This window comes from Arthrobacter sp. PTI12 (assembly GCF_056679915.1).
The window spans coordinates 278191-297008 of the sequence record NZ_CM155256.1; the positions used below are offsets into that span (position 1 = coordinate 278191).

An 18818-nucleotide genomic window follows, 5' to 3' on the forward strand; every position below is an offset into this window, starting at 1 on the left:
CGATGACTGAGAAGTACACAGCACTCTACGACCAGCACAAGCTGGCCGGCGCCTCATTCACCGACTTCGGCGGCTGGCAGATGCCCCTGAAGTACAGCTCCGAACTCGCCGAGCACCACGCAGTGCGCAAAGCGGCCGGGCTGTTTGACCTCTCCCACATGGGAGAAGTCTGGGTCACCGGCCCGGACGCCGCGGCCTTCCTTGACTACGCACTGGCCGGGAAGCTCTCAGCAGTGGCAGTCGGAAAAGCCAAGTACTCGCTGATCTGCCAGGAAGACGGCGGCATCATCGACGACCTGATTTCCTACCGCCGCGGGGAGGAGAAGTACCTGGTGGTGCCGAACGCCGGCAACGCGCCAGTGGTCGCCGCGGAATTGCTTGAAAGGGCCGCCAACTTCGATGTGACCATCGACGACGTCTCTGCCCATACGTCACTGATCGCTGTCCAGGGACCCAAAGCCGAGGAAATCCTGCTCACGCTGGTGCCCGCCGAACAGCAGTCACTCGTCACCGAACTCAAGTACTACGCGGCGGTCGAGGTTGAGATTCAGGGGAACGGCGCAGCCAAGGAACTGCTCCTGGCCCGCACCGGGTACACCGGCGAGGACGGCTTCGAAATCTACGTACCGAACGAGGATGCCCCGGCTCTGTGGGAGGCTCTGCTGGAGACCGGGACCGGGCAAGGCCTCATCCCCGCCGGCCTCGCATCCCGCGACTCCCTGCGCCTTGAGGCAGGCATGCCGCTGTACGGAAACGAACTCTCCCGCGAGGGCAACCCCTACGCCGCAGGTCTTGGCCCGGTCGTCTCGCTGGCCAAGGAATCCGACTTCATCGGCAAGACCGCGCTGGCTGAACTCAAGGCAGCCGGCGCCGGCTCCACCACCGGACGCAAGCTCGTGGGCCTCAAGGGCCTCGGACGCCGCGCAGGCCGCAGCCACTATCCCGTGCTGAAAGACGGCAAGGTGGTGGGCGAAGTGACCTCCGGCCAGCCCTCCCCCACCCTGGGCTACCCGATCGCCCTGGCCTACGTCGATGTCGAACTCAGCGAGCCCGGCACTGCTCTGGACATCGACCTGCGCGGCAAGCCCGAGCCGTTCGAAGTTGTCGCGCTGCCGTTCTACAAGCGTTCGAAGTAGTCCTGCGGCACCTCCGCCAGAGTCGGCATTTTCACGCGTGCTGCTTCGCTTAACGCACGCTTTCGAAAATGCCGGCCCTGCCGGAGCCACCCAACCCACAGATTCCTCGTTGTAAAGGAAAAACACATGAGCAAGGTTATTGCCGACCTGAAATACTCCGCCGAGCACGAATGGATTGCCGGCGACGGCTCCGGACCCGTCTCGATCGGCATCACCGCCGTGGCCACTGACGCCCTCGGCGACATCGTGTACGTGGACCTTCCCGAGGTCGGGGACACCGTCACTGCCGGTGAGACGTGCGGCGAGGTGGAATCCACCAAGTCCGTCTCAGACCTCTACGCGCCGGTCTCCGGCGAGGTCACCGAAACCAATGCCGACGTCGTCGACAATCCGGAACTGATCAACAGCGATCCGTACGGCAACGGCTGGCTGTTCAAGGTGGCCGTCACCGAAGAAGGCCCGCTGATGTCAGCTGAAGAGTACGCAGCAGCCAATGGCGGCGAGCTGTGAGCCCGGCAGGCACGAGCGGGGCCACGGTCGCTTTCGAGCAGGTTGTCTCACCGTCGCTCAACGCACAGCTGTCCGATCTGGACCCGGAGATCGCCGCCAAGATCGACGACGAACTGAACCGCCAGCGCACCGGTCTGGAAATGATCGCGTCTGAGAACCACACCGCGGCTGCCGTGATGCAGGCACAGGGTTCCGTCCTGACCAACAAGTACGCCGAGGGCTATCCCGGCAAGCGGTACTACGGCGGCTGCGAACATGTGGACGTCATCGAGCAGCTGGCGATCGACCGCCTGAAGGCCCTGTTCGGCGCCGAGTACGCCAACGTGCAGCCGCACTCCGGCGCCCAGGCAAACGCCTCGGTGATGCACGCGCTGATCAAGCCCGGCGACACCATCATGGGCCTGAACCTGGCCCACGGCGGGCACCTGACGCACGGCATGCGCATCAACTTCTCCGGCAAGCTGTACAACGTCATTCCGTACCAGGTCCGCGAGGATGACCACCGGATCGACATGGCGGAAGTGGAGCGGCTCGCACAGGAACACAAGCCGCAGCTCATCGTTGCCGGCTGGTCCGCGTACGCCCGCCAGCTGGACTTCGCCGAGTTCCGGCGGATTGCCGACTCGGTGGGCGCCTACCTGATGGTGGACATGGCGCACTTCGCCGGCCTCGTCGCCGCCGGGCTGCACCCGTCCCCCGTACCGCACGCGCACGTCACCACCTCCACCACGCACAAGACCCTCGCCGGTCCGCGCGGCGGCATCATCCTGAGCAACGACGCCGACATCGCCAAGAAGATCAACTCCGCGGTGTTCCCGGGCCAGCAGGGCGGACCTTTGGAGCATGTCATCGCGGGCAAGGCAGTTGCCTTCAAGATCGCAGCCTCGCCGGAGTTCAAGGAACGCCAGGAGCGCGTCCTTGCGGGCGCCCGGATCCTGGCCGTACGCCTGGTCCAGCCCGACGTCACTGCGAAGGGCATCAGCGTCATCTCCGGCGGAACCGATGTGCACCTCGTCCTGGTGGACCTGCGCAACTGCGAGCTCAATGGCCAGCAGGCCGAGGACCGCCTGGCGGAAATTGACATCACCGTGAACCGCAACGCGGTGCCTTTTGATCCCCGTCCCCCGATGGTGACCTCCGGTCTGCGCATCGGCACGCCTGCACTGGCTACCCGCGGCTTCGGCGCAGAAGCCTTCGCGGAGGTCGCGGACATCATTGCCGAGGCCTTGATTGCCGACGCCGGCGCTGATCTCTCCGGCCTGCGCTCCCGTGTGGAAGCACTCGCCGCCGCGCACCCCCTCTACCCCGACGTTGCCGACCTCGCCTGACCTCTGAACTTTTGTCCAGGTAACGAGAGTTCGGAGACGTTTAGGTCTCCATATCTGGACAAAAGTTCTGACCTTCCAAGCAGTAAGGAATGACCAATGGCTGTTGGAGTCTTTGACCTCTTTTCCATCGGGATCGGGCCCTCAAGCTCGCACACCGTCGGCCCCATGAGGGCTGCCGCCGTCTTCGCGGAGGAGCTCAAGGCCTCCGGCAGACTGGCGGAGGCGGCGTCACTGCGGGTGGACCTCTACGGGTCCCTCGCAGCAACGGGCCGCGGACACGGCACCATGACCGCCGTCCTCCTCGGGCTCGAAGGCTTCCACCCCGAGCTGATCCTGCCGGACGAAGTGGAGGAACGGCTGGCTGCCATCGCCGACACCGGAATGCTGCAGCTGGCCGGCGGCACTTCCCTGCCCTACGACGTCGAAGACATGGTCCTGCGTCCCCTCACCGTACTGCCCCGCCACACCAACGGCATGACCTTCCAAGTGAAAAACGACGACGGCGAGATACTCCACGAGGCAACGTTCTTTTCGGTGGGCGGCGGCTTCATCGTGCGGGAAGGCGAGGAAGACGCCGCTGCGGAACAGCTCGAGGAGTCGAAGGAACAACTGCCCTACCCCTTCCGCACTGCGGCAGAACTGCTGGAGCACTGCCGCAACACCGGCCTGGGGATCAGCGACATCATGCTCCTCAACGAGAAGACAACGCACTCCGAGGAGGAAATCCGCGACGGCCTGCTGCACATCTGGCAGGTGATGGAGGAGTGCAAGAACTCCGCGATCAAGCGAGAAGGCTTGCTTCCCGGCGGACTGAAGGTCCGCCGTCGTGCTCCGGATTGGCATGAGCGGCTGCTCAAGGAGGACAAGGACCGGGACCCGAAGTACTGGCAGGAGTGGGTCAACCTCGTTGCCCTCGCCGTCAACGAGGAGAACGCGTCAGGCGGCAGGGTGGTCACCGCGCCCACCAACGGAGCCGCCGGCATCATTCCCGCCGTGCTCTACTACGCGCTGCACTTCGCGCCCGGCATGGAGAACGCGACGCAGGAGGACCGGGACGATGTCGTCATCAAGTTCCTGCTGACAGCCGCCGCCATCGGCGTGCTGTACAAGGAGCAGGCTTCCATTTCGGGAGCGGAGGTGGGCTGCCAGGGCGAGGTTGGTTCGGCGTCGTCCATGGCAGCGGCCGGCCTCGCCGAGGTGATGGGCGGCTCTCCTTCCCACGTTGAGAACGCGGCGGAAATCGCCATGGAACACAACCTCGGCCTGACGTGCGATCCCATCGGAGGACTGGTTCAGGTGCCGTGCATCGAGCGCAACGCGATTGCTGCCGCGAAGGCAATCAATGCTGCCAAGATGGCTCTTTGGGGAGATGGCTCGCACCGGGTATCTCTGGATGAAGTCATCGTGACCATGCGGGAAACCGGCAAGGACATGAGCTCCAAATACAAGGAAACGGCACTCGGCGGCCTTGCCGTGAACGTCGTCGAATGCTGAATCGGAAGTCGAAGGAAGAGAACCCATGACTCTGGCACCAGAAGGCCGCAAGCTGCTCCGCGTAGAACAGCGCAACTCTGCAGTACCGGTGGAACGCAAGCCGGACTGGATCAAGGCAAAAGTCCAGATGGGTCCGGAGTACGTCCAGCTCAAGAACCTCGTGAAGAAGGAAGGCCTCCACACCGTGTGCGAGGAGGCCGGCTGCCCCAACATCTTCGAGTGCTGGGAGGACAAGGAGGCCACCTTCCTCATCGGCGGTTCCGAGTGCACGCGCCGCTGCGATTTCTGCCAGATCGACACGGGCAAGCCCTCCCCGGTGGACCGGTTCGAACCCACAAAGGTGGCTCGCTCGGTCAAGGCCATGCAGCTGCGCTACGCCACCGTGACGGGTGTGGCCCGTGACGACCTCGAGGATGAGGGCGTATGGCTCTACGCGGAAACGGTCCGCAAGATCCACGAACTCAACCCGGGCACCGGCGTCGAGCTCCTGATTCCGGACTTCTCCGGCAAGCCGGAAAACATCCAGGCGATCTGCGATTCCAAACCGGAGGTTTTTGCCCACAACGTCGAGACCGTGCCGCGCATCTTCAAGCGGATCCGGCCGGCATTCCGTTATGAGCGCTCCCTCGACGTGCTCACGCAGGGGCGGAATCTCGGCATGGTCACGAAATCCAACCTCATTCTGGGCATGGGCGAAACCCGGGAAGAAATTTCCGAGGCACTCCGTGACCTTCACGACGCCGGCTGCGACCTGATTACCATCACTCAGTACCTGCGTCCCAGCGAACGCCACCTGCCGGTAGACCGCTGGGTGAAGCCCCAGGAGTTCGTCGACATCCAGAACGAAGCGGACGAGATCGGCTTCCTCGGCGTCATGAGCGGGCCGTTGGTGCGCTCCTCGTACCGCGCCGGCCGGCTCTGGGCCACCGCAATGCGCAAGAAGGGGTGGGAGATCCCCGCCGAACTCGCGCACATTGAAAGCTCCGGCAGTACCCGCCAGGAAGCCAGCACCCTGCTGGCTGCACACGGCTGAGTTCCAGCCGGATCCTGATGCACTGAGAGGACCAATGATGTTCCCCACCAGAATTGAAATCATCCCTTCCGAGGGAATCGTCGAGCGGGTTGCCGCTGCGGTGGCCCCGAGTACCCCGATCACCGTGACCTGTCTTCCGCATCACGGCGTTGGACGGACGGTTCGCACCGCGACGCAGCTGGCTGGTCTCGGGTACACGGCGATCCCGCACCTCGCCGCGCGAAGCGTTCAGAGCAGGGCGGAGCTCACCGGGATCCTGCGGAACTGCAGCGACGCCGGTATCGGGGAAGTGTTTGTCATCGGCGGGGACCGGAAACATCCTGCCGGCCCGTATGACTCGGCGCTGCCACTGCTGGAAGACATCGAGCAGTATTCAAGCGGCCTGATCCGGGCGGGAATCGCGGGTTATCCTGAGGGCCACCCCTTCCTCGATCCGGGGGCGGGCGTGGATGCCCTGCTGGCCAAGCAGCACCTTGCGTCCCACGTAGTCACGCAGATGTGCTTCTCAGCTCCGCGGATCCTTGACTATGTCGCACTGCTGCGCCGGGTAGGAGTGCAGCTGCCCGTCTGGGCCGGCGTGGCAGGAGCGGTTCCGCGAACCCGCCTGGTGTCGCTGGCGGCGCAGATCGGCGTCGGGAGCTCCCTGAAGTTCCTCAGCCGCAAAGGGCCGCTGGCCCGCAAGCTGCTGGTCGGTGACCATTATGCGCCGGAGAGCCTGATAGCCGAGCTGAAAAGCCAGTCCGCGAGGCTCGCCGGTATCCATCTCTACAGCTTCAACAGCCTTGACCCGACGCCCTCCGGCACTGACCATGGGTCAGACATCAAAGGAGCATCCCGTGCTAACTGAAACCCCGCCGTCCCAGGAAGAGCATGTCCTCACGGTCGATTGCGTCGAGTCCCCCGGCATCGTCCACGCCATTTCGGGATTCCTGTTCGAGCACGGCTGCGACATCCTCGATATCAAGCAGTACGGGGACAAAGCGCAGCGGCACTTCTTCATGCGCGTCCACTTCTCCTTCGGGTCCTCTGGATCCCAAACTGACGCAGTCGCCACGGACCCCTTCACCACGGAGGACCTGCGCCGCGATTTCGCGCCGGTGGCCGAACAGTGGCAGCTGAACTGGCAGCTTGAGCCGCAGGGCCGCAAACGCCGTGTCCTGGTCATGGTGTCAAAGATGGGCCACTGCCTCAATGACCTGCTCTACCGCACCCGCACGGGCGAGCTCCCGGTAGAGATTGTCGCCGTCGTCTCCAACCACCGTGACCAGGAAGGACTGGTCGAATGGCATGGAATTCCGTTCTTCCATGTGCCCGTCACAAAGGACACCAAGCCGGAGGCCGAGGCAAGGCTCCTGGACATCGTCGACCAGTTCGATGTCGAGCTGGTGGTCCTTGCCCGCTACATGCAGGTCCTCAGCGATGAGCTCTCCAACAGGATGGCGGGCAGGGTCATCAACATTCACCACTCCTTCCTGCCGAGTTTCAAGGGCGCCAAGCCGTACCACCAGGCCTACGAGCGGGGCGTAAAGACCGTCGGGGCCACCGCCCACTACGTCAATGCGGAACTGGACGAGGGCCCGATCATTTCCCAGCAGGTTATCGAGGTGGACCACACCTACGGGCCGGAGGACCTGGTTGCCGTGGGCCGCGACGCCGAATGCGCCGCGCTGCGCAATGCGGTGCGCTGGCACTGTGAGGGAAGGATCGTGCTGCTCGGCAACCGCACGGTCGTTCTGCGGTAGCAGCGCCACTGGTGAACAAGTACTTTCCAAATCGTTAAGTGCTTGCTACCGTGGTGCCATGGCACGTCATGGGGAAGAGCCGAAGAGCACTGAGGCCGCGGAGGCGCGGCGGATGCTGCACGCCGCCGACGCCGGGTCCACACGTCTGCGCGCCACTTCCACGCGTGCCGAAGGTTTCTGGACCGTCCTGTGGGGAATCCTTCTCGGGCTTGGTCTCTTCACAGTGCTCCAGCGATTTGCCTGGTGGGAAGGTGCGGCAGGAATAGCGCTCTTGATCGCGTTCTACGTAGTGGTAGGAATAGTGAACTGGAGGCGATCAGCCGCCCGGACCGTCAGACCAAAATACTTTTCGCAGATGTGGCGAGCCGCGGGGATCTGGGCAGGCGTGATGTTGGTGGCCTCACTTTTCCTGACGCATGAAAGCGACGGGCAGGTAAATCTGTGGTGGTCGATTCTCTTGGCGGTACTGTGCGCGGCGCCGACTATCGCCTGCGGCATCTGGTTGGTGGCACGCGGGCGATGAGCCTCTCAGAATCGCGGGCCAAACTCGACGATGTGGTTCACTCACCGCTTCGGTTCTCCATCCTCGCCGCGCTGGCAAGCGTCGACAGCGCAAACTACCAAACACTGAAGGAAGCGCTGGACGTCAGTTACCCCCTGTTGAGCAAGCATGCCTCCGTTCTCGAAGAAGCCGGCTATGTCAGCGTGGAGAAGTCATTCGTCGGCAAGAGGGCGCAAACGGTCTTTCAGCTCACCCGCGAGGGTGAAGCCGCTTTCAGGAAGCACCTCAGCGCGCTGCAGGAAATCGCGAACGGGCTGACGTAGCTGCAGCATCAGTTGCGCCCACTGTGATCCACGTCCCATTCGGAATAGTTGCCGGGGCAACTGCGCTTTCACAGTGAAAGCTTCCGCGAAAGGACTCCCCCATGCTGTTCTCCCCGATCACCGTAGGCGAACTGAAACTGCCCAACCGCTTGGTAATGGCTCCGCTCACCCGCTGCCGTTCCGGCCAGGACGGCGTTCCGGGACCTATCGTCGTCGAGCACTACCGCCAGCGCGCGTCGCTCGGCCTGATCGTCAGCGAAGGAACCTACCCAAGCCATGCCGGCCAGGGCTTTCCGGGTCAGCCCGGCCTCGTTACGGACGAGCAGATCGAAGGCTGGACCAAGGTCACTGACGCCGTCCATGCCGAGGGCGGTCGCATCTTTGCCCAGGTCATGCATGCCGGGCGGGTTACACACGAGGACACCAACGGAGGCCGCACGGTCGTTGGACCGAGCGCCATCGCGATCGACGGCATGACCCGCACCTACAAGGGAAAGCAGCCCTATCCGGTCCCCCACGCGCTTACGGAAGACGAGCTTCCCGGAGTTATTGAGGAGTTTGTTCAGGGCTCACTGAATGCGATCAGGGCAGGGTTCGACGGCGTTGAACTCCACGGCGCCAATGGTTACCTGTTGCACGAATTCCTGTCTCCCGCGGCAAACCAGCGCGAGGACCAGTACGGCGGCTCACCGGAGAACCGCGCGCGGTTCGTCGTTGAGGTGGTCAAAGCCGTCGCTAAGGCAGTCGGAGCCGAGAAGGTGGGCATCCGCGTTTCACCCGAGCACAATGTCCAGGGCGCAACAGAGCTGGACCGCGAGGATCTCCGCCGGACCTACTCCGCCCTGACCCAGGCCATCTCACCGCTGGGACTGGCGTACCTCAGCGTCCTTCATAACGAGCCTGCCGGTGAATTGGTCCGGGAACTGCGTGAGCAGTTTGACGGTCCATTCCTCCTGAACACCGGCTTCAGCGTCATGACTACCCGGGATGAGGCCATCTCACTGGTCGAGAATGACCTGGCTGACGCCGTCGTCGTCGGCCGTGCGGCCATTGCCAATCCGGATCTGGTGTACCGCTGGAAGGAGGGTCTGCCGGAGAATGAGCCGAACATGGCTACCTTCTACACCAGCGGCGCCGAGGGCTATACGGACTATCCCGTCTATCAGCCGGCATGATCCCGTAAGGGGACCTGCAAACAAGACGGACAGAGTCATGGACTCGCGGAACTGCTCTGGATAGGCTTCACGTTAGGTCTCCTGAGCAGATGGGTCATGCCACATGGCTGGTACCAGGGACCGTCGGTCATGACGTAGCCGAGCATCCTGACGGTCGACGACGTTCCGCAGGTTTCCGCGGCGGTCGCCCGGGACCTCCGCAGCAGGTATGGGCCGAGTTCAGAATCCTGCGGGCGTCGTCGGGCGCTGAAGCACTGGAAGTCGAACTACCTCGGTTTCCCGAAGGGGTTGAGCGGCTCCGACCTCACCCAGCGTGCCATGGCGCAAGTGTCCCGGTTCGGAGCGGAAGTGGTGCTCGCTAACGACGTGGTGGGTTTCGAATCCCGGGGCCAGGTACGCGCCGTGCTGTTCGGCTCCAGGGATATCGAGGCACGGGCGCTCATCATCGCGACCGGAGTGTCCTACCGTCGGCTTGAAGCTGAAGGCCTGGAGACGCTCAGCGGACGAGGCGTCTACTACGGCGCGAACGCGAGCGAAGCCGGCCAGTGCGAGGGCGACGATGTCTACGTAGTCGGTGCCGCGAACTCCGCCGGACAGGCAGCGTTGAACCTGGCCCGCTTCGCAAAACGGGTAGTGCTCGTGGTCCGATCCGGCACTCTTGAGGCAACGATGTCCTCCTACCTCATTCAGCGCATCACCTCCTCGCCCACCATTGAGGTCCGCTACCGAAGCGAGGTGAGGGCCGTTCGCGGGGACGGACACCTGAAATTCCTGGAGATCACGGACAGGGACACCGGGCTGACTGAGGAGGTCGCTTCAAGCTGGCTTTTCATCTTCATTGGTGCCTCACCGCGCACGAGCTGGCTTGGCGACGACGTCGTTCGCGACAGCAGAGGCTTCGTGGTCACTGGGCATGACCTGCTCAACGCCGGTCATCCCCAGCGCTGGCCGCTGACGCGGGCGCCGTTCGCGCTCGAGACAAGTGTCCCCGGCGTCTTCGCGGCCGGAGATGTGCAGCTCGACTCAATGAAGCGGGTGGCGTCAGCGGTCGGCGAGGGCGCAATGTCCGTCTATTTGGTGCACCGGTATCTGGGGACAATCTGATGGACGTCAACGAGCTCCGGGGAATCAGCCTTTTCAACGGCCTCAACGACACACAGCTCGCTGACCTCATCGATGCCGGGACCGAAGTTCCCATCGAACCCGGCAGCAACCTGTTCGAGAATTCGTCACCGTCCACGAACGCCGAGAAATCGGAAACCTCATGGGCGAAATCAAAGACAAGTACGGCCCTACCAGCATCGACTTAGGGACCGCCGGCCTGCTCAAACCACCGGACTGGACCATAAGTCGCAAACAACAATCCCCCGCTACGCCACCGAGTGGTCTGAACTGCCCATCGTCAAAGCCAGCTGAGGGCGCCCAGCACCGACACGACTTTCGATGCCAGGGCTCTTGTCGTACTCCTGATCGTGGCAGTTTTCATGGCAGGCGGCAGGCGTTTGTACCGCCAGGAAGGGAGTGTCTGTGCCGCGCGATCAGTCGGTAGATGGACGCGGCCAACGGTTGCAGCGGTTTCACGCCAATGACAGCGCCGAGGATCCTGGACAGCCCACCTCGGGCGACGAGCGCGGCCGAGATCGCCGCTTCTGCACGCCGAACCTGCCCTTGAGGGGGAATCCAGTAGGCGGCTGAGCAGCTGGTTTCGGTAGGAAGGCCGAGCGCAGAAAGGTCGCGGATACTTTGCCATGGTTTGGTTTCGACGATGCCGGGGTGGGCGATCGCGGACGCTGAACGTTTACAAAATCCGCAGTCGGCATCGTAGACGAGGATCCCCAGTGAAGTGGTGAGCATGCTTCCAGACTAGAGCGGCAGAAACCGTCCCGCGATCCCCCATGATGTAACGATTTTATAACCACTAAATCATTTCAGCGAGGTACCCATTGACGGGCCGCTGGGGCGCGGTTCGAATTGAATGGGCATAGGCAATCGGCCTATGGATCCAATTTTTGAGAGGAGATAGGTAAATGAATGCTGCCTTAGGTACCGAGCTAGCAGGGATTCCGCGTCCGACCGGAGCTTCGCGCATCCAAATGGATGTGGTCGAACCGAAACTTGGATACCCGGCCCTATTCGCGCTCGGCATGGTCGCTTGCGACCTGATCAGCCGTCTGACCGGAGACTGAATCGGTCTCAACCCGTTCAGGGTTCAAACAAGGGGGGAATATGTCAGGAACGATCGTGAGCTACCTTGGGGAGCTGGCTCCCGAACGCCTCAGCCCAGGTGTTCATTCGAAGATCTATGTCGATGAAGCAAGTCCGAAGATGGCAACGCCCGGGCTGGCGTTCTGGGGCGGAATGACTCTGGTCGCCGCCGCGGAGGAGATTGGACGGTGGTACGGATGAAAGGCAGCGGAATGCGTCATTCCATGGGGGGCCACAAGCGGGATTCACTGACAGCAGGAAGCGTACTTGCGCAGTCCTTGCAGAGAATCGGTGATCAGAGGACCGGAGGGCAAAGCCGCATCTTGCCCGAGCAGGCCAGCACGGACCCGGTTCTTGGATGCCCGGCCGCGGTCTTTGCCGGTTACGGCGTCATTTGCCTCCTGGTGGAGGCCTACGAACGCGGCCGCACGGGATAATTCGGCCAGCTTCTAGGATGCACTCACGACGTGAGCGGTCCTGGTCAACGCTTGGGCCGCTCACGTTCCATCATTGCATCGAGCGAATATCAATGTCACCCATGGGGGAAACGTGACCATACCCAATTTTGTGGTGAGCCCGGCTCACAACAGCGTCTTAACACTTTCAGAGCGGATCGGTGCCATACCGGCTCTGGCCTCCAGCTGTGAGGTCTTGTATAACCGTGCAACGAAGCGCAAAAATATCGGCGCGTGGCAGATCAGCCGAGAGAGCGAATCGGTCCGGGCACCACGGTTGGTATCCGTCCTGAATCCTCTTGCGCAACCCACAGTGAACACCATCCTGCACGTGGTGCGCGCCAGCGCGAACCTGTTCCTCCTAGCCGGGCCATCTTGGCCGACCGCAACCAACAACGGTTCGCGGGCCGCGGCCAGTGTTGTTTCCACGCTCATTTCGGGGTTGCTTTCTCCGATCGACCGATACGGGGCCGATGGCGCGGACCAGGCCACGACCGTCACCCAGGGCACGAACGCGATTGCGCGCCTGGTCAGCGATGACGCATCCCGCGATGTGATTCTGTGGTTCCAATCCATCCAGTGCACCATGTCCTACGCGGTGGCCGGGTGGGCCAAGATGTGTGGCAGGCCCTGGCGCGACGGGAGCGCGGTCAAGGACATTGTGCGAACTAAGACGTACGGCCATGAGGGGCTCTGGAAGCTACTTGAAAGCCACCCGCTGATCTCCAAGGCCGCCAATTACGGAGTCCTCGTGTGGGAGTGCGCATTCCCGGCGATATACTTCCTGCCCACTCCCCTGTCGCGGGCCTTCTCAGCTACGGGCATGCTGTTCCATATCGTGAACGGTCCGGCCATGGGATTGTGGCGGTTTGCTTTCGCGTTCGGATCCCTTCATCCCGCCCTGCGGTATACCATTGAAGGCAGCCCGCGGCGGGAGGCGTTGCGCACCCTGGCTGCATACTGTACCGCCGGAATGGCGGCGGCGCTCACCATGGGATGGGTAGGTTACGGGCGGCGTCGGAGCCGCTTGCGGGACGTTCTGGCCAAGAGGGAGCAAGTAGCAACCCGTCACGGGAATGTTTTGCCGCTTGAGCTGACTGCTGACACCGGGACCGGTCCGGTTGTGGTCTTCGAAAACGGGTTGCTTGGCCTGCCCGAACAGTTCCACTGGATCCAGCAAGATCTCCACAGCCGCGGCGTATCCAGCGCAACCTACATCCGTGCCGCATATCTTCCCGATGCGGGCACAGCCCAGGGCCACTACCAGATTGATCATGCGGTCGATGAGCTGGTCGATGTTATCGAGCACGTCCGGAGTCGCCGGGAGGGTCGCCCGTTGATCCTTATCGGCCATTCTTTCGGCGCTGAACTCATCAGGCGCGCTGGTTTGAGAGCACCCGAATCCGTTGTGGGGACGGTGGCGTTGGACCCCACCCATCCCAATCAGTTCCGCGCCTCGGCCCTTCAGGCGGACAGCAAGCAAACTTTCACCGACCACCTTGTACTCTTTCGTTCGCTGATCACGGCGCGGCTCGGCGAATTTCTCGTACACCCGGACTGGGTACGAACCCTTCCCGACCAGGTCAAGAAGGAAGCGTTTGATCAGTACGCGGACCCTGCTCTCTGGTACGGCGGCCAAATGGAGTGGAACGCTGTGCTGGGAGAAATGCCCGACGACGCGTCGGAAGTCGCAACGATCGATTCCAGCCTGGTCATATCCGCTGGCCGGACCATCACCTCGGACAGTGTCCTTGACCGGCTCCACCAGGAACTCGCCGGTCAGCGCCATGTCGTTGTCGATGACGTCACGCACGAATCCATGCTCAGCAACCGGGCACACTCCCTGAAATGTGCTCAGCACATTCACGAGTTCATCACCGCGATACCGCAAACGACGAACGAGGAGACAGCAGCATGAACATACCGGTACGGCACGTCCTAGCAGCCGCTTTGGGCGGGCATATTGTCACGACCCTTCTGGCCCAGTTCCCCAACGACGCGTTCTCAAGGATGAAATCGCACGATTTCTTCTCGCTCGTGCCCAGCTGGAGGTTCTTCGCGCCGACACCGGCACGATCCGACTACCACCTCTTCTGCCGTGGCGTGAACGACGAGGAGCTCTCTGGATGGGTGGACGTCCACCAAGTCGGCCAACGACGACCCCTACAACTGATCTGGCACCCCGAACATCGAACAGAGAAAGGGATGTTCGACGTCATGGCCGATCTGTTGCGGGCCTTCCCTTACGTAGATGGAGAATCCATCCACAAATTGAGCGCCTACAGGGTGCTCGAAGATTACGTTCTCAGTAAGGCTGAATCCGCCAGCGAAATAGAACGCTTCGACCGCTACCAATTCTGCATAGTCGGCTCCGGCGGGTACGACGAAACCATCCGCCCGAGCATCCTGTTCGTTTCGCGCGAAAGCAGCCGAGCTGTGCAGCGCGAACACCAAACGCTACGGATCGCCGCATGATCCCGCCACAGCCCTCCTTACCGTTCGAGCGGAGCTACGCATGAGTTACGACGGGCACTACGCCAACGTGTACGACCAGATTTTCCACCAGGAAGACATGGCGCGCTCCACAGCGGACTTCCTGGGCGCTCTAATGCCCGAGCACTCGGCAAAAGCGCTGGAACTCGGAATCGGCACAGGGCGGGTAGCCCTGCGCCTTGCCGCCAAAGGCCATCCCATAGTCGGAGTTGACGCCTCACAAGGCATGCTGGATGTCCTGCAGGAAAAACTGACGGAGTTTGACACGTACGCGGTCGAGGTACACCTCGGTGACATGGCCACATGGGAACCCCTAGGGGAGGAAAAATTTGAGCTGGTCTATTCGGTGCTAGGCAGCATCGCTTGCCTACCCACCCTGGACCAGCAGCGGGCAGCCCTGATCCGGGCCTGCGCGAACGTGGCCGACGAAGGACACCTAGTCATCGAGTCCTACAACCCTCCACCGCTGCTCCGGGTATTCGATCAGGTCCCCTCCTTCGAAGCCAAAGCCGAATATCCGCATGCTGCCGCCCAGCTGCACTCACTAGGGAAACTGGACGATAATCGGCTGTCGGTAACACTGGACCACACATGGAGCGACGGCGGCGGTGACCGGAACTTCCTCGAACAGGTTCACCTCATCGACCCACACATCATCTCAAGCATCGTGCAGGAGAACGGACTCGAATTATCCGGCCTCTACGGCGACTGGTCTCGCTCGCCCTACGACGAGTTCACAACGGCCATGTTCGTCGCTGCCTTCAAGCGCACCCATACCTAACTCTGCGCCGACAGGGATTCCGCGTTACTCGACGCGATGGTAGCCAGCGCCTGCAGGTTCTTCCGAAAGGCTCCCTGGCCACCATCGGTGCAACGAATATATGTGCGCGAACGGCGGCCGACCTTCCGCTTCGAAATTTCGATATGACCCGCAGTTTCCAGAACCGTCAGGTGCTGGGACAGGCTCGAGTCGCTGAGCTCGATGGCATCACGAAGCGCACTGAACTCACACTCATCAAGCCCGATGAGGAACGCCACTATGGAGAAACGCACCGGCGAATGGATAACCGGATCTATCTCATGCCGTGTATGTGTCATGGTTACCTGCCGGCCGGCGAATAAGGAAGTAGGAACCGATCACGTAGAAGGGCAGCGTCGCTGCGACGGCAGCGGAAACCGCAACGGCAAGAGAGGAGTTCGCCGGAACCAGCACATCGAGAGCTATCGACAGCAAGACCCACAACACGATGGCCAGCCCTACATGCCAGGAATTAGGAATAACCTTGCGTGCGCGGAAAAACAAAGAAGCCGCCCATAGGACAACCATCGTTACGCCGATGACGAGAAGTCTCAGTTCGAGCGGCCACGGAAGCACGAAACCGGAGGGAATGAGGACAAAACCCACGACGCACATCCATACGCCGAACCACCTCGTGAGGCGGTATTGAGAGCGCTGAACAGAGTAGAGCTGACGTTCCTGCAGGCTGACTGGCTGCTCATTTGAAGACACCTGTGCCTCCTCGTAGTCACGATTCATAAGTTGACTTTAGCACTTCTAAAATATTTCATGAAGAGGACCAAGAAGCTGAGTGAAGGGGACCAAGTGCAAGAGCTGATCGACGGACTGCAGGATGCCACCATCGGTGTGCCGCCTTTGCTTCAATGGACGATAATATTCCTGGCCGGGGCCTTACCCTTTGTTGAGTCCTACTTTGGGACGGTGTTGGGGCTTGTTGCTGGGCTCCCGTTCGTGGTCGCGCTGAGCGCTGCGGTCCTGGGGAACTTTATCAGCATGTTTCTCCTGGTCTCCTTTGGGCACAATATTTACTCCTGGTGGTCCAAAAAACGCACAAAGCCGTCACCAAGACATGAGAAGTTCATGCGCCGATTCGACCAATATGGGGTGGCCGGAGTGAGCCTGCTTGGTCAGGCAATCCTGCCCAGCCAGATCACCTCGATGCTCATGGTCACCGCTGGCGCGTCTAAACAGAAAGTCATTCTGTGGCAGAGCATTTCCATCGTCCTGTGGGGGATCGCGTTCGGCGCCTTGGCCAGTGCCGGCCTCACGCTTATCTAGGAGAGCCCCTTCCAGCCCGCAGGTCGATGAAGGGCCGTTGCGTCGGGATCAGAACCAAACCAGAGCCCATTTCCTACACAAAGGACACCAGCGCGCGGAACCCCGTCCGCAAGCTCCATCGGCGCGAACGAGGCAGCGATAGCCTGCCCATAGCATGGTCCTATTCCCGCCGGGCCCTTCCACCGTGCCAAAAACCCCGGTGCGGAAACGCTGGACAACTTTTTGGGCAGCCACCCGGCGTCACGTCTCGGCGTCAACGGCACCGGGTGCCGGGCGCCGGGCGTTCCCTCGGCGTGACGCTGCGCAGAATGTTCCTTGTCAATGCATCTGCGAAAACCCCGGTCAGCGATTCATCCGGAATCAAGAGCCGGTGATAGCAGGCACCCCATAGCTGATCGACCATGACTTCGGGATCAACATCTTGAGCGAGCTGATCTTCCTCCTGGGCGCGGCACAGTCGGTTCACGGCGGGACGCTCCAATGAGGCCGAACAGCCGTTCGAGTCTTAGGATCTCCCAGCAGAAGCGAAGTACTCACCACGAAATCTATGCCCACTCATGGAACGCAACCTCCAACGACGGTTTGTAGCGCGATCGGCGCGATAGTCAATACCGCGGCACTGCTGCGCAGTACGGATCTTAGCGTCGACCCCGCACTAGCTAATGCGCGTCGATAACTACGCTGCCCCGTCCTGGCCGGAAGGACCATAACATCAGCAGATGTACTTGGATGTCACTGTAGAAGACCTCGACTCTGCTACCCACACTGCTAGCGCACTGGGTGCGAGAACGGCGGAGCACCAAGCTTCCCCGGATCAATGGCGAGTGCTACTGGATCCCGCCGGTCCCTTTCCGCCTTACCGCGGTCCGACCGATTTAGTTCCGACCAGATTTAGAAGGCCCTCGGCGAACCAGTATTCGGCATACGGGTCGTTGCTGCGCTGGTCGAATCTGGCCATCAACTCCCGTCCAAACAGGGTAAGTCTGCACTCCCTGATTAGGAATTCGAGCGATGCCGATAACGGCCCATACGTCAGCCCCAACTGCGGTCCGCAAAAGGTTGGGCGATGTTGCGGAGGAGGCTGCCACCGCGAACCCATAGAATTCCCGAAGTGGGGCAAGGAACCCGGCGGGTTCCCTACCCCGCCCTTGCTGGGCTAGCGCTGATGGGCGGTGCGGTGGTGTCTGGCGCTTTCGGGCAGGGAGCCGATGTTCGCGAGCTGCGCGACCAACTGGGAAGGCGTTAGCGCTTACCGTACTTGCGGTGCACTGCCTGCTTGCTGACGCCGAGACAGAGCGCGATAGCTTCCCAGGACAGGCCGGCCTGCCGCCCCGCGCGAACCAGGGATGCTTCCGTCCGTGAGACTTCCTTTTGCAGCTGCGCGACAGCATGCAGTGCGTCGGCGGGACCTTTTCCATCCATTGACGCCACCAGTGTTTTCATTCGCTCCACCTCCATAACGTCAACATTAGTTGACGCAGGAAGGGCCCGTCAACACTTGTTGACAGGCCCTCCATAAGCCGCTGCCGCTCAGGTCAGCTTGATCTGCCGGTTCACGTCCTTGTACAGCAGGTAGCGGAAGTTGGACGGCCCGCCGGCGTAGCAGGCTTGCGGGCAGAACGCGCGCAGGGACATGTAGTCGCCCTCCTGGACCTCCACCCAGTCCTGGTTCAGCCGGTATACGGCCTTGCCTTCCAGCACGTAAAGGCCGTGCTCCATGACGTGGGTCTCGGCAAACGGGATGACGGCTCCAGGCTCGAAAGTCACCACATTGATGTGCATGTCGTACGCCATGTCATCGGTGGGCAGCATGCGGGTGGTGCGCCACTTGTTGTCGGTGCCGGGCATGGCGCCGGGCTCGATGTCCTTCTCATTGCCGACGCGGGCCTTCGGCGTGTGCCCGGCCAACGGCTGGTACGCCTTGCGGATCCACTGGAACTTGGCGAGCTCCGGCGCGGAGTTGGACACTTCCCATTCAGCACCCGGCGGGATGAAGGCGAAGCCGCCCGGAGTGAGGTCGTGCAGTTCACCCTCAAGCTTGATGGTCAATGCACCCTCAAGGAGGAACACGAAGGACTCAACCCCGGCCTCGGGCTCGGGGTTGGTGGAGCCACCGCCCTGCGAGACCTCCAGCAGGTACTGGGCGAAGGTCGTCGCGCCGCCTGCCACCGGCCGGTTCAGGACCCAGGTGCGGGTACCGGTCCATTCGGGGAGTTCGCTCACGACGATGTCGCGCAGGACCCCGCGGGGAATCACGGTATAGGCCTCGGTGACGACGGCGCGGCCGGTCAGCAGATCTGTCTGCGGAGGCAGGACGGTTTCAGGTGCGTAGTAGTTGCTCAACT

Annotated in this window: 25 protein-coding genes; 19 read left to right on the forward strand and 6 right to left on the reverse strand. The window is 62.0% G+C overall.

Features of this window, described 5'->3' with window-relative positions; translation table 11 throughout:
* Window positions 1-2 precede the first annotated feature (2 nt).
* The 12 genes from gcvT to AC1MBU_RS01405 all read left to right on the forward strand — a co-directional run bounded on the left by gcvT (window position 3) and on the right by AC1MBU_RS01405 (window position 10553).
* Window positions 3-1136, forward strand: a complete 1134-nt coding sequence (gcvT, locus tag AC1MBU_RS01350; protein ID WP_479788247.1) for a glycine cleavage system aminomethyltransferase GcvT — start codon at window positions 3-5, stop codon at window positions 1134-1136.
* A gap of 126 nt (window positions 1137-1262) precedes the next feature.
* Window positions 1263-1646 carry a glycine cleavage system protein GcvH gene (gene gcvH, locus AC1MBU_RS01355; protein WP_277357544.1) on the forward strand — a complete coding sequence of 128 codons (384 nt, stop codon included), beginning with the start codon at window positions 1263-1265 and terminating at the stop codon, window positions 1644-1646.
* Window positions 1643-2974: a serine hydroxymethyltransferase gene (gene glyA / locus AC1MBU_RS01360; protein WP_471672454.1), complete on the forward strand. Its 1332-nt coding sequence runs from the start codon at window positions 1643-1645 to the stop codon at window positions 2972-2974. Before gcvH ends, glyA begins: the two co-directional genes overlap by 4 nt.
* 96 nt (window positions 2975-3070) lie before the next feature.
* On the forward strand, window positions 3071-4468 hold the full coding sequence (locus AC1MBU_RS01365) for an L-serine ammonia-lyase (protein WP_479788248.1): 1398 nt from the start codon (window positions 3071-3073) through the stop codon (window positions 4466-4468).
* A gap of 25 nt (window positions 4469-4493) precedes the next feature.
* Complete coding sequence (gene lipA, locus AC1MBU_RS01370; RefSeq protein ID WP_479788249.1) at window positions 4494-5501, forward strand: lipoyl synthase; 1008 nt, start codon at window positions 4494-4496, stop codon at window positions 5499-5501.
* 37 nt (window positions 5502-5538) lie between these two features.
* Complete coding sequence (locus AC1MBU_RS01375) at window positions 5539-6348, forward strand: methylenetetrahydrofolate reductase (RefSeq protein WP_346027716.1); 810 nt, start codon at window positions 5539-5541, stop codon at window positions 6346-6348.
* A complete protein-coding gene (gene purU, locus AC1MBU_RS01380) occupies window positions 6311-7243 on the forward strand; it encodes a formyltetrahydrofolate deformylase (protein WP_479788250.1) in 933 nt (310 codons plus the stop codon). Before AC1MBU_RS01375 ends, purU begins: the two co-directional genes overlap by 38 nt.
* A gap of 58 nt (window positions 7244-7301) precedes the next feature.
* Complete coding sequence (locus tag AC1MBU_RS01385) at window positions 7302-7766, forward strand: hypothetical protein (RefSeq protein WP_471672458.1); 465 nt, start codon at window positions 7302-7304, stop codon at window positions 7764-7766.
* Window positions 7763-8068 carry a winged helix-turn-helix domain-containing protein gene (locus AC1MBU_RS01390; RefSeq protein WP_479788251.1) on the forward strand — a complete coding sequence of 102 codons (306 nt, stop codon included), beginning with the start codon at window positions 7763-7765 and terminating at the stop codon, window positions 8066-8068. Before AC1MBU_RS01385 ends, AC1MBU_RS01390 begins: the two co-directional genes overlap by 4 nt.
* A gap of 101 nt (window positions 8069-8169) precedes the next feature.
* Window positions 8170-9243: an alkene reductase gene (locus AC1MBU_RS01395; RefSeq protein ID WP_479788252.1), complete on the forward strand. Its 1074-nt coding sequence runs from the start codon at window positions 8170-8172 to the stop codon at window positions 9241-9243.
* Window positions 9244-9561: 318 nt separating this feature from the next.
* The gene (locus AC1MBU_RS01400; protein ID WP_479788253.1) at window positions 9562-10347 is read left to right on the forward strand and encodes an NAD(P)/FAD-dependent oxidoreductase; all 786 of its coding nucleotides are present in this window, start codon (window positions 9562-9564) and stop codon (window positions 10345-10347) included.
* Window positions 10347-10553, forward strand: coding sequence for a hypothetical protein (locus tag AC1MBU_RS01405; protein WP_479788254.1), 207 nt, complete (start codon window positions 10347-10349; stop codon window positions 10551-10553). The genes AC1MBU_RS01400 and AC1MBU_RS01405 overlap by 1 nt, the downstream gene beginning before the upstream one ends.
* 172 nt (window positions 10554-10725) lie before the next feature.
* On the opposite strand, the gene AC1MBU_RS01410 is transcribed toward AC1MBU_RS01405, so the two are convergent.
* A complete protein-coding gene (locus AC1MBU_RS01410) occupies window positions 10726-11097 on the reverse strand; it encodes a thiol-disulfide oxidoreductase DCC family protein (protein WP_479788255.1) in 372 nt (123 codons plus the stop codon).
* 387 nt (window positions 11098-11484) lie between these two features.
* Between AC1MBU_RS01410 and AC1MBU_RS01415 the strand changes: the two genes are divergently transcribed.
* The 4 genes from AC1MBU_RS01415 to AC1MBU_RS01430 all read left to right on the forward strand — a co-directional run bounded on the left by AC1MBU_RS01415 (window position 11485) and on the right by AC1MBU_RS01430 (window position 15177).
* A complete protein-coding gene (locus AC1MBU_RS01415; protein WP_277357555.1) occupies window positions 11485-11649 on the forward strand; it encodes a hypothetical protein in 165 nt (54 codons plus the stop codon).
* 567 nt (window positions 11650-12216) lie between these two features.
* Window positions 12217-13821: an alpha/beta fold hydrolase gene (locus AC1MBU_RS01420; protein WP_479788256.1), complete on the forward strand. Its 1605-nt coding sequence runs from the start codon at window positions 12217-12219 to the stop codon at window positions 13819-13821.
* Complete coding sequence (locus AC1MBU_RS01425; RefSeq protein ID WP_479788257.1) at window positions 13818-14378, forward strand: hypothetical protein; 561 nt, start codon at window positions 13818-13820, stop codon at window positions 14376-14378. Before AC1MBU_RS01420 ends, AC1MBU_RS01425 begins: the two co-directional genes overlap by 4 nt.
* A 40-nt stretch (window positions 14379-14418) precedes the next feature.
* The gene (locus tag AC1MBU_RS01430) at window positions 14419-15177 is read left to right on the forward strand and encodes a class I SAM-dependent DNA methyltransferase (RefSeq protein WP_479788258.1); all 759 of its coding nucleotides are present in this window, start codon (window positions 14419-14421) and stop codon (window positions 15175-15177) included.
* Here the strand turns inward: AC1MBU_RS01430 and AC1MBU_RS01435 are convergent.
* Together AC1MBU_RS01435 and AC1MBU_RS01440 are read right to left on the reverse strand one after the other, a co-directional pair.
* Window positions 15174-15494 carry a transcriptional regulator gene (locus AC1MBU_RS01435; RefSeq protein ID WP_277357559.1) on the reverse strand — a complete coding sequence of 107 codons (321 nt, stop codon included), beginning with the start codon at window positions 15492-15494 and terminating at the stop codon, window positions 15174-15176. The genes AC1MBU_RS01430 and AC1MBU_RS01435 overlap by 4 nt on opposite strands.
* Window positions 15475-15933 carry a hypothetical protein gene (locus tag AC1MBU_RS01440; RefSeq protein WP_277357560.1) on the reverse strand — a complete coding sequence of 153 codons (459 nt, stop codon included), beginning with the start codon at window positions 15931-15933 and terminating at the stop codon, window positions 15475-15477. The genes AC1MBU_RS01435 and AC1MBU_RS01440 overlap by 20 nt, the downstream gene beginning before the upstream one ends.
* 30 nt (window positions 15934-15963) lie before the next feature.
* Between AC1MBU_RS01440 and AC1MBU_RS01445 the strand changes: the two genes are divergently transcribed.
* The gene (locus tag AC1MBU_RS01445; RefSeq protein ID WP_479788259.1) at window positions 15964-16473 is read left to right on the forward strand and encodes a hypothetical protein; all 510 of its coding nucleotides are present in this window, start codon (window positions 15964-15966) and stop codon (window positions 16471-16473) included.
* Window positions 16474-16726: 253 nt separating this feature from the next.
* Here AC1MBU_RS01445 and AC1MBU_RS01450 read toward each other — a convergent pair whose 3' ends face one another.
* On the reverse strand, window positions 16727-16939 hold the full coding sequence (locus tag AC1MBU_RS01450) for a TetR/AcrR family transcriptional regulator C-terminal ligand-binding domain-containing protein (RefSeq protein WP_479788260.1): 213 nt from the start codon (window positions 16937-16939) through the stop codon (window positions 16727-16729).
* Between the two features lie 253 nt (window positions 16940-17192).
* Here AC1MBU_RS01450 and AC1MBU_RS01455 point away from each other — a divergent pair, with 253 nt between their 5' ends.
* Both AC1MBU_RS01455 and AC1MBU_RS01460 read left to right on the forward strand, forming a co-directional pair.
* Complete coding sequence (locus AC1MBU_RS01455; protein WP_479788261.1) at window positions 17193-17633, forward strand: VOC family protein; 441 nt, start codon at window positions 17193-17195, stop codon at window positions 17631-17633.
* Window positions 17585-17719 carry a hypothetical protein gene (locus AC1MBU_RS01460; protein WP_277357561.1) on the forward strand — a complete coding sequence of 45 codons (135 nt, stop codon included), beginning with the start codon at window positions 17585-17587 and terminating at the stop codon, window positions 17717-17719. The genes AC1MBU_RS01455 and AC1MBU_RS01460 overlap by 49 nt, the downstream gene beginning before the upstream one ends.
* On the opposite strand, the gene AC1MBU_RS01465 is transcribed toward AC1MBU_RS01460, so the two are convergent.
* On the reverse strand, window positions 17716-17931 hold the full coding sequence (locus AC1MBU_RS01465) for an AsnC family protein (protein WP_471672564.1): 216 nt from the start codon (window positions 17929-17931) through the stop codon (window positions 17716-17718). The genes AC1MBU_RS01460 and AC1MBU_RS01465 overlap by 4 nt on opposite strands.
* 72 nt (window positions 17932-18003) lie before the next feature.
* A complete protein-coding gene (locus tag AC1MBU_RS01470) occupies window positions 18004-18816 on the reverse strand; it encodes a bifunctional allantoicase/(S)-ureidoglycine aminohydrolase (RefSeq protein ID WP_277357563.1) in 813 nt (270 codons plus the stop codon).
* Between the last annotated feature and the right edge of the window lie 2 nt (window positions 18817-18818).

What these genes read in the sequence shown, in the direction of transcription:
- gcvT (WP_479788247.1), top strand. Translation starts at nt 3, where the DNA reads ATGACTGAGAAGTACACAGCACTCTACGACCAGCACAAGCTGGCCGGC.
- gcvH (WP_277357544.1), top strand. Translation starts at nt 1,263, where the DNA reads ATGAGCAAGGTTATTGCCGACCTGAAATACTCCGCCGAGCACGAATGG.
- AC1MBU_RS01365 (WP_479788248.1), top strand. Translation starts at nt 3,071, where the DNA reads ATGGCTGTTGGAGTCTTTGACCTCTTTTCCATCGGGATCGGGCCCTCA.
- lipA (WP_479788249.1), top strand. Translation starts at nt 4,494, where the DNA reads ATGACTCTGGCACCAGAAGGCCGCAAGCTGCTCCGCGTAGAACAGCGC.
- AC1MBU_RS01375 (WP_346027716.1), top strand. Translation starts at nt 5,539, where the DNA reads ATGTTCCCCACCAGAATTGAAATCATCCCTTCCGAGGGAATCGTCGAG.
- purU (WP_479788250.1), top strand. Translation starts at nt 6,311, where the DNA reads ATGGGTCAGACATCAAAGGAGCATCCCGTGCTAACTGAAACCCCGCCG.
- AC1MBU_RS01385 (WP_471672458.1), top strand. Translation starts at nt 7,302, where the DNA reads ATGGCACGTCATGGGGAAGAGCCGAAGAGCACTGAGGCCGCGGAGGCG.
- AC1MBU_RS01390 (WP_479788251.1), top strand. Translation starts at nt 7,763, where the DNA reads ATGAGCCTCTCAGAATCGCGGGCCAAACTCGACGATGTGGTTCACTCA.
- AC1MBU_RS01395 (WP_479788252.1), top strand. Translation starts at nt 8,170, where the DNA reads ATGCTGTTCTCCCCGATCACCGTAGGCGAACTGAAACTGCCCAACCGC.
- AC1MBU_RS01400 (WP_479788253.1), top strand. Translation starts at nt 9,562, where the DNA reads ATGGCGCAAGTGTCCCGGTTCGGAGCGGAAGTGGTGCTCGCTAACGAC.
- AC1MBU_RS01405 (WP_479788254.1), top strand. Translation starts at nt 10,347, where the DNA reads ATGGACGTCAACGAGCTCCGGGGAATCAGCCTTTTCAACGGCCTCAAC.
- AC1MBU_RS01410 (WP_479788255.1), bottom strand. Translation starts at nt 11,097, where the DNA reads ATGCTCACCACTTCACTGGGGATCCTCGTCTACGATGCCGACTGCGGA.
- AC1MBU_RS01425 (WP_479788257.1), top strand. Translation starts at nt 13,818, where the DNA reads ATGAACATACCGGTACGGCACGTCCTAGCAGCCGCTTTGGGCGGGCAT.
- AC1MBU_RS01430 (WP_479788258.1), top strand. Translation starts at nt 14,419, where the DNA reads ATGAGTTACGACGGGCACTACGCCAACGTGTACGACCAGATTTTCCAC.
- AC1MBU_RS01435 (WP_277357559.1), bottom strand. Translation starts at nt 15,494, where the DNA reads ATGACACATACACGGCATGAGATAGATCCGGTTATCCATTCGCCGGTG.
- AC1MBU_RS01440 (WP_277357560.1), bottom strand. Translation starts at nt 15,933, where the DNA reads ATGAATCGTGACTACGAGGAGGCACAGGTGTCTTCAAATGAGCAGCCA.
- AC1MBU_RS01445 (WP_479788259.1), top strand. Translation starts at nt 15,964, where the DNA reads ATGAAGAGGACCAAGAAGCTGAGTGAAGGGGACCAAGTGCAAGAGCTG.
- AC1MBU_RS01455 (WP_479788261.1), top strand. Translation starts at nt 17,193, where the DNA reads ATGTACTTGGATGTCACTGTAGAAGACCTCGACTCTGCTACCCACACT.
- AC1MBU_RS01465 (WP_471672564.1), bottom strand. Translation starts at nt 17,931, where the DNA reads ATGGAGGTGGAGCGAATGAAAACACTGGTGGCGTCAATGGATGGAAAA.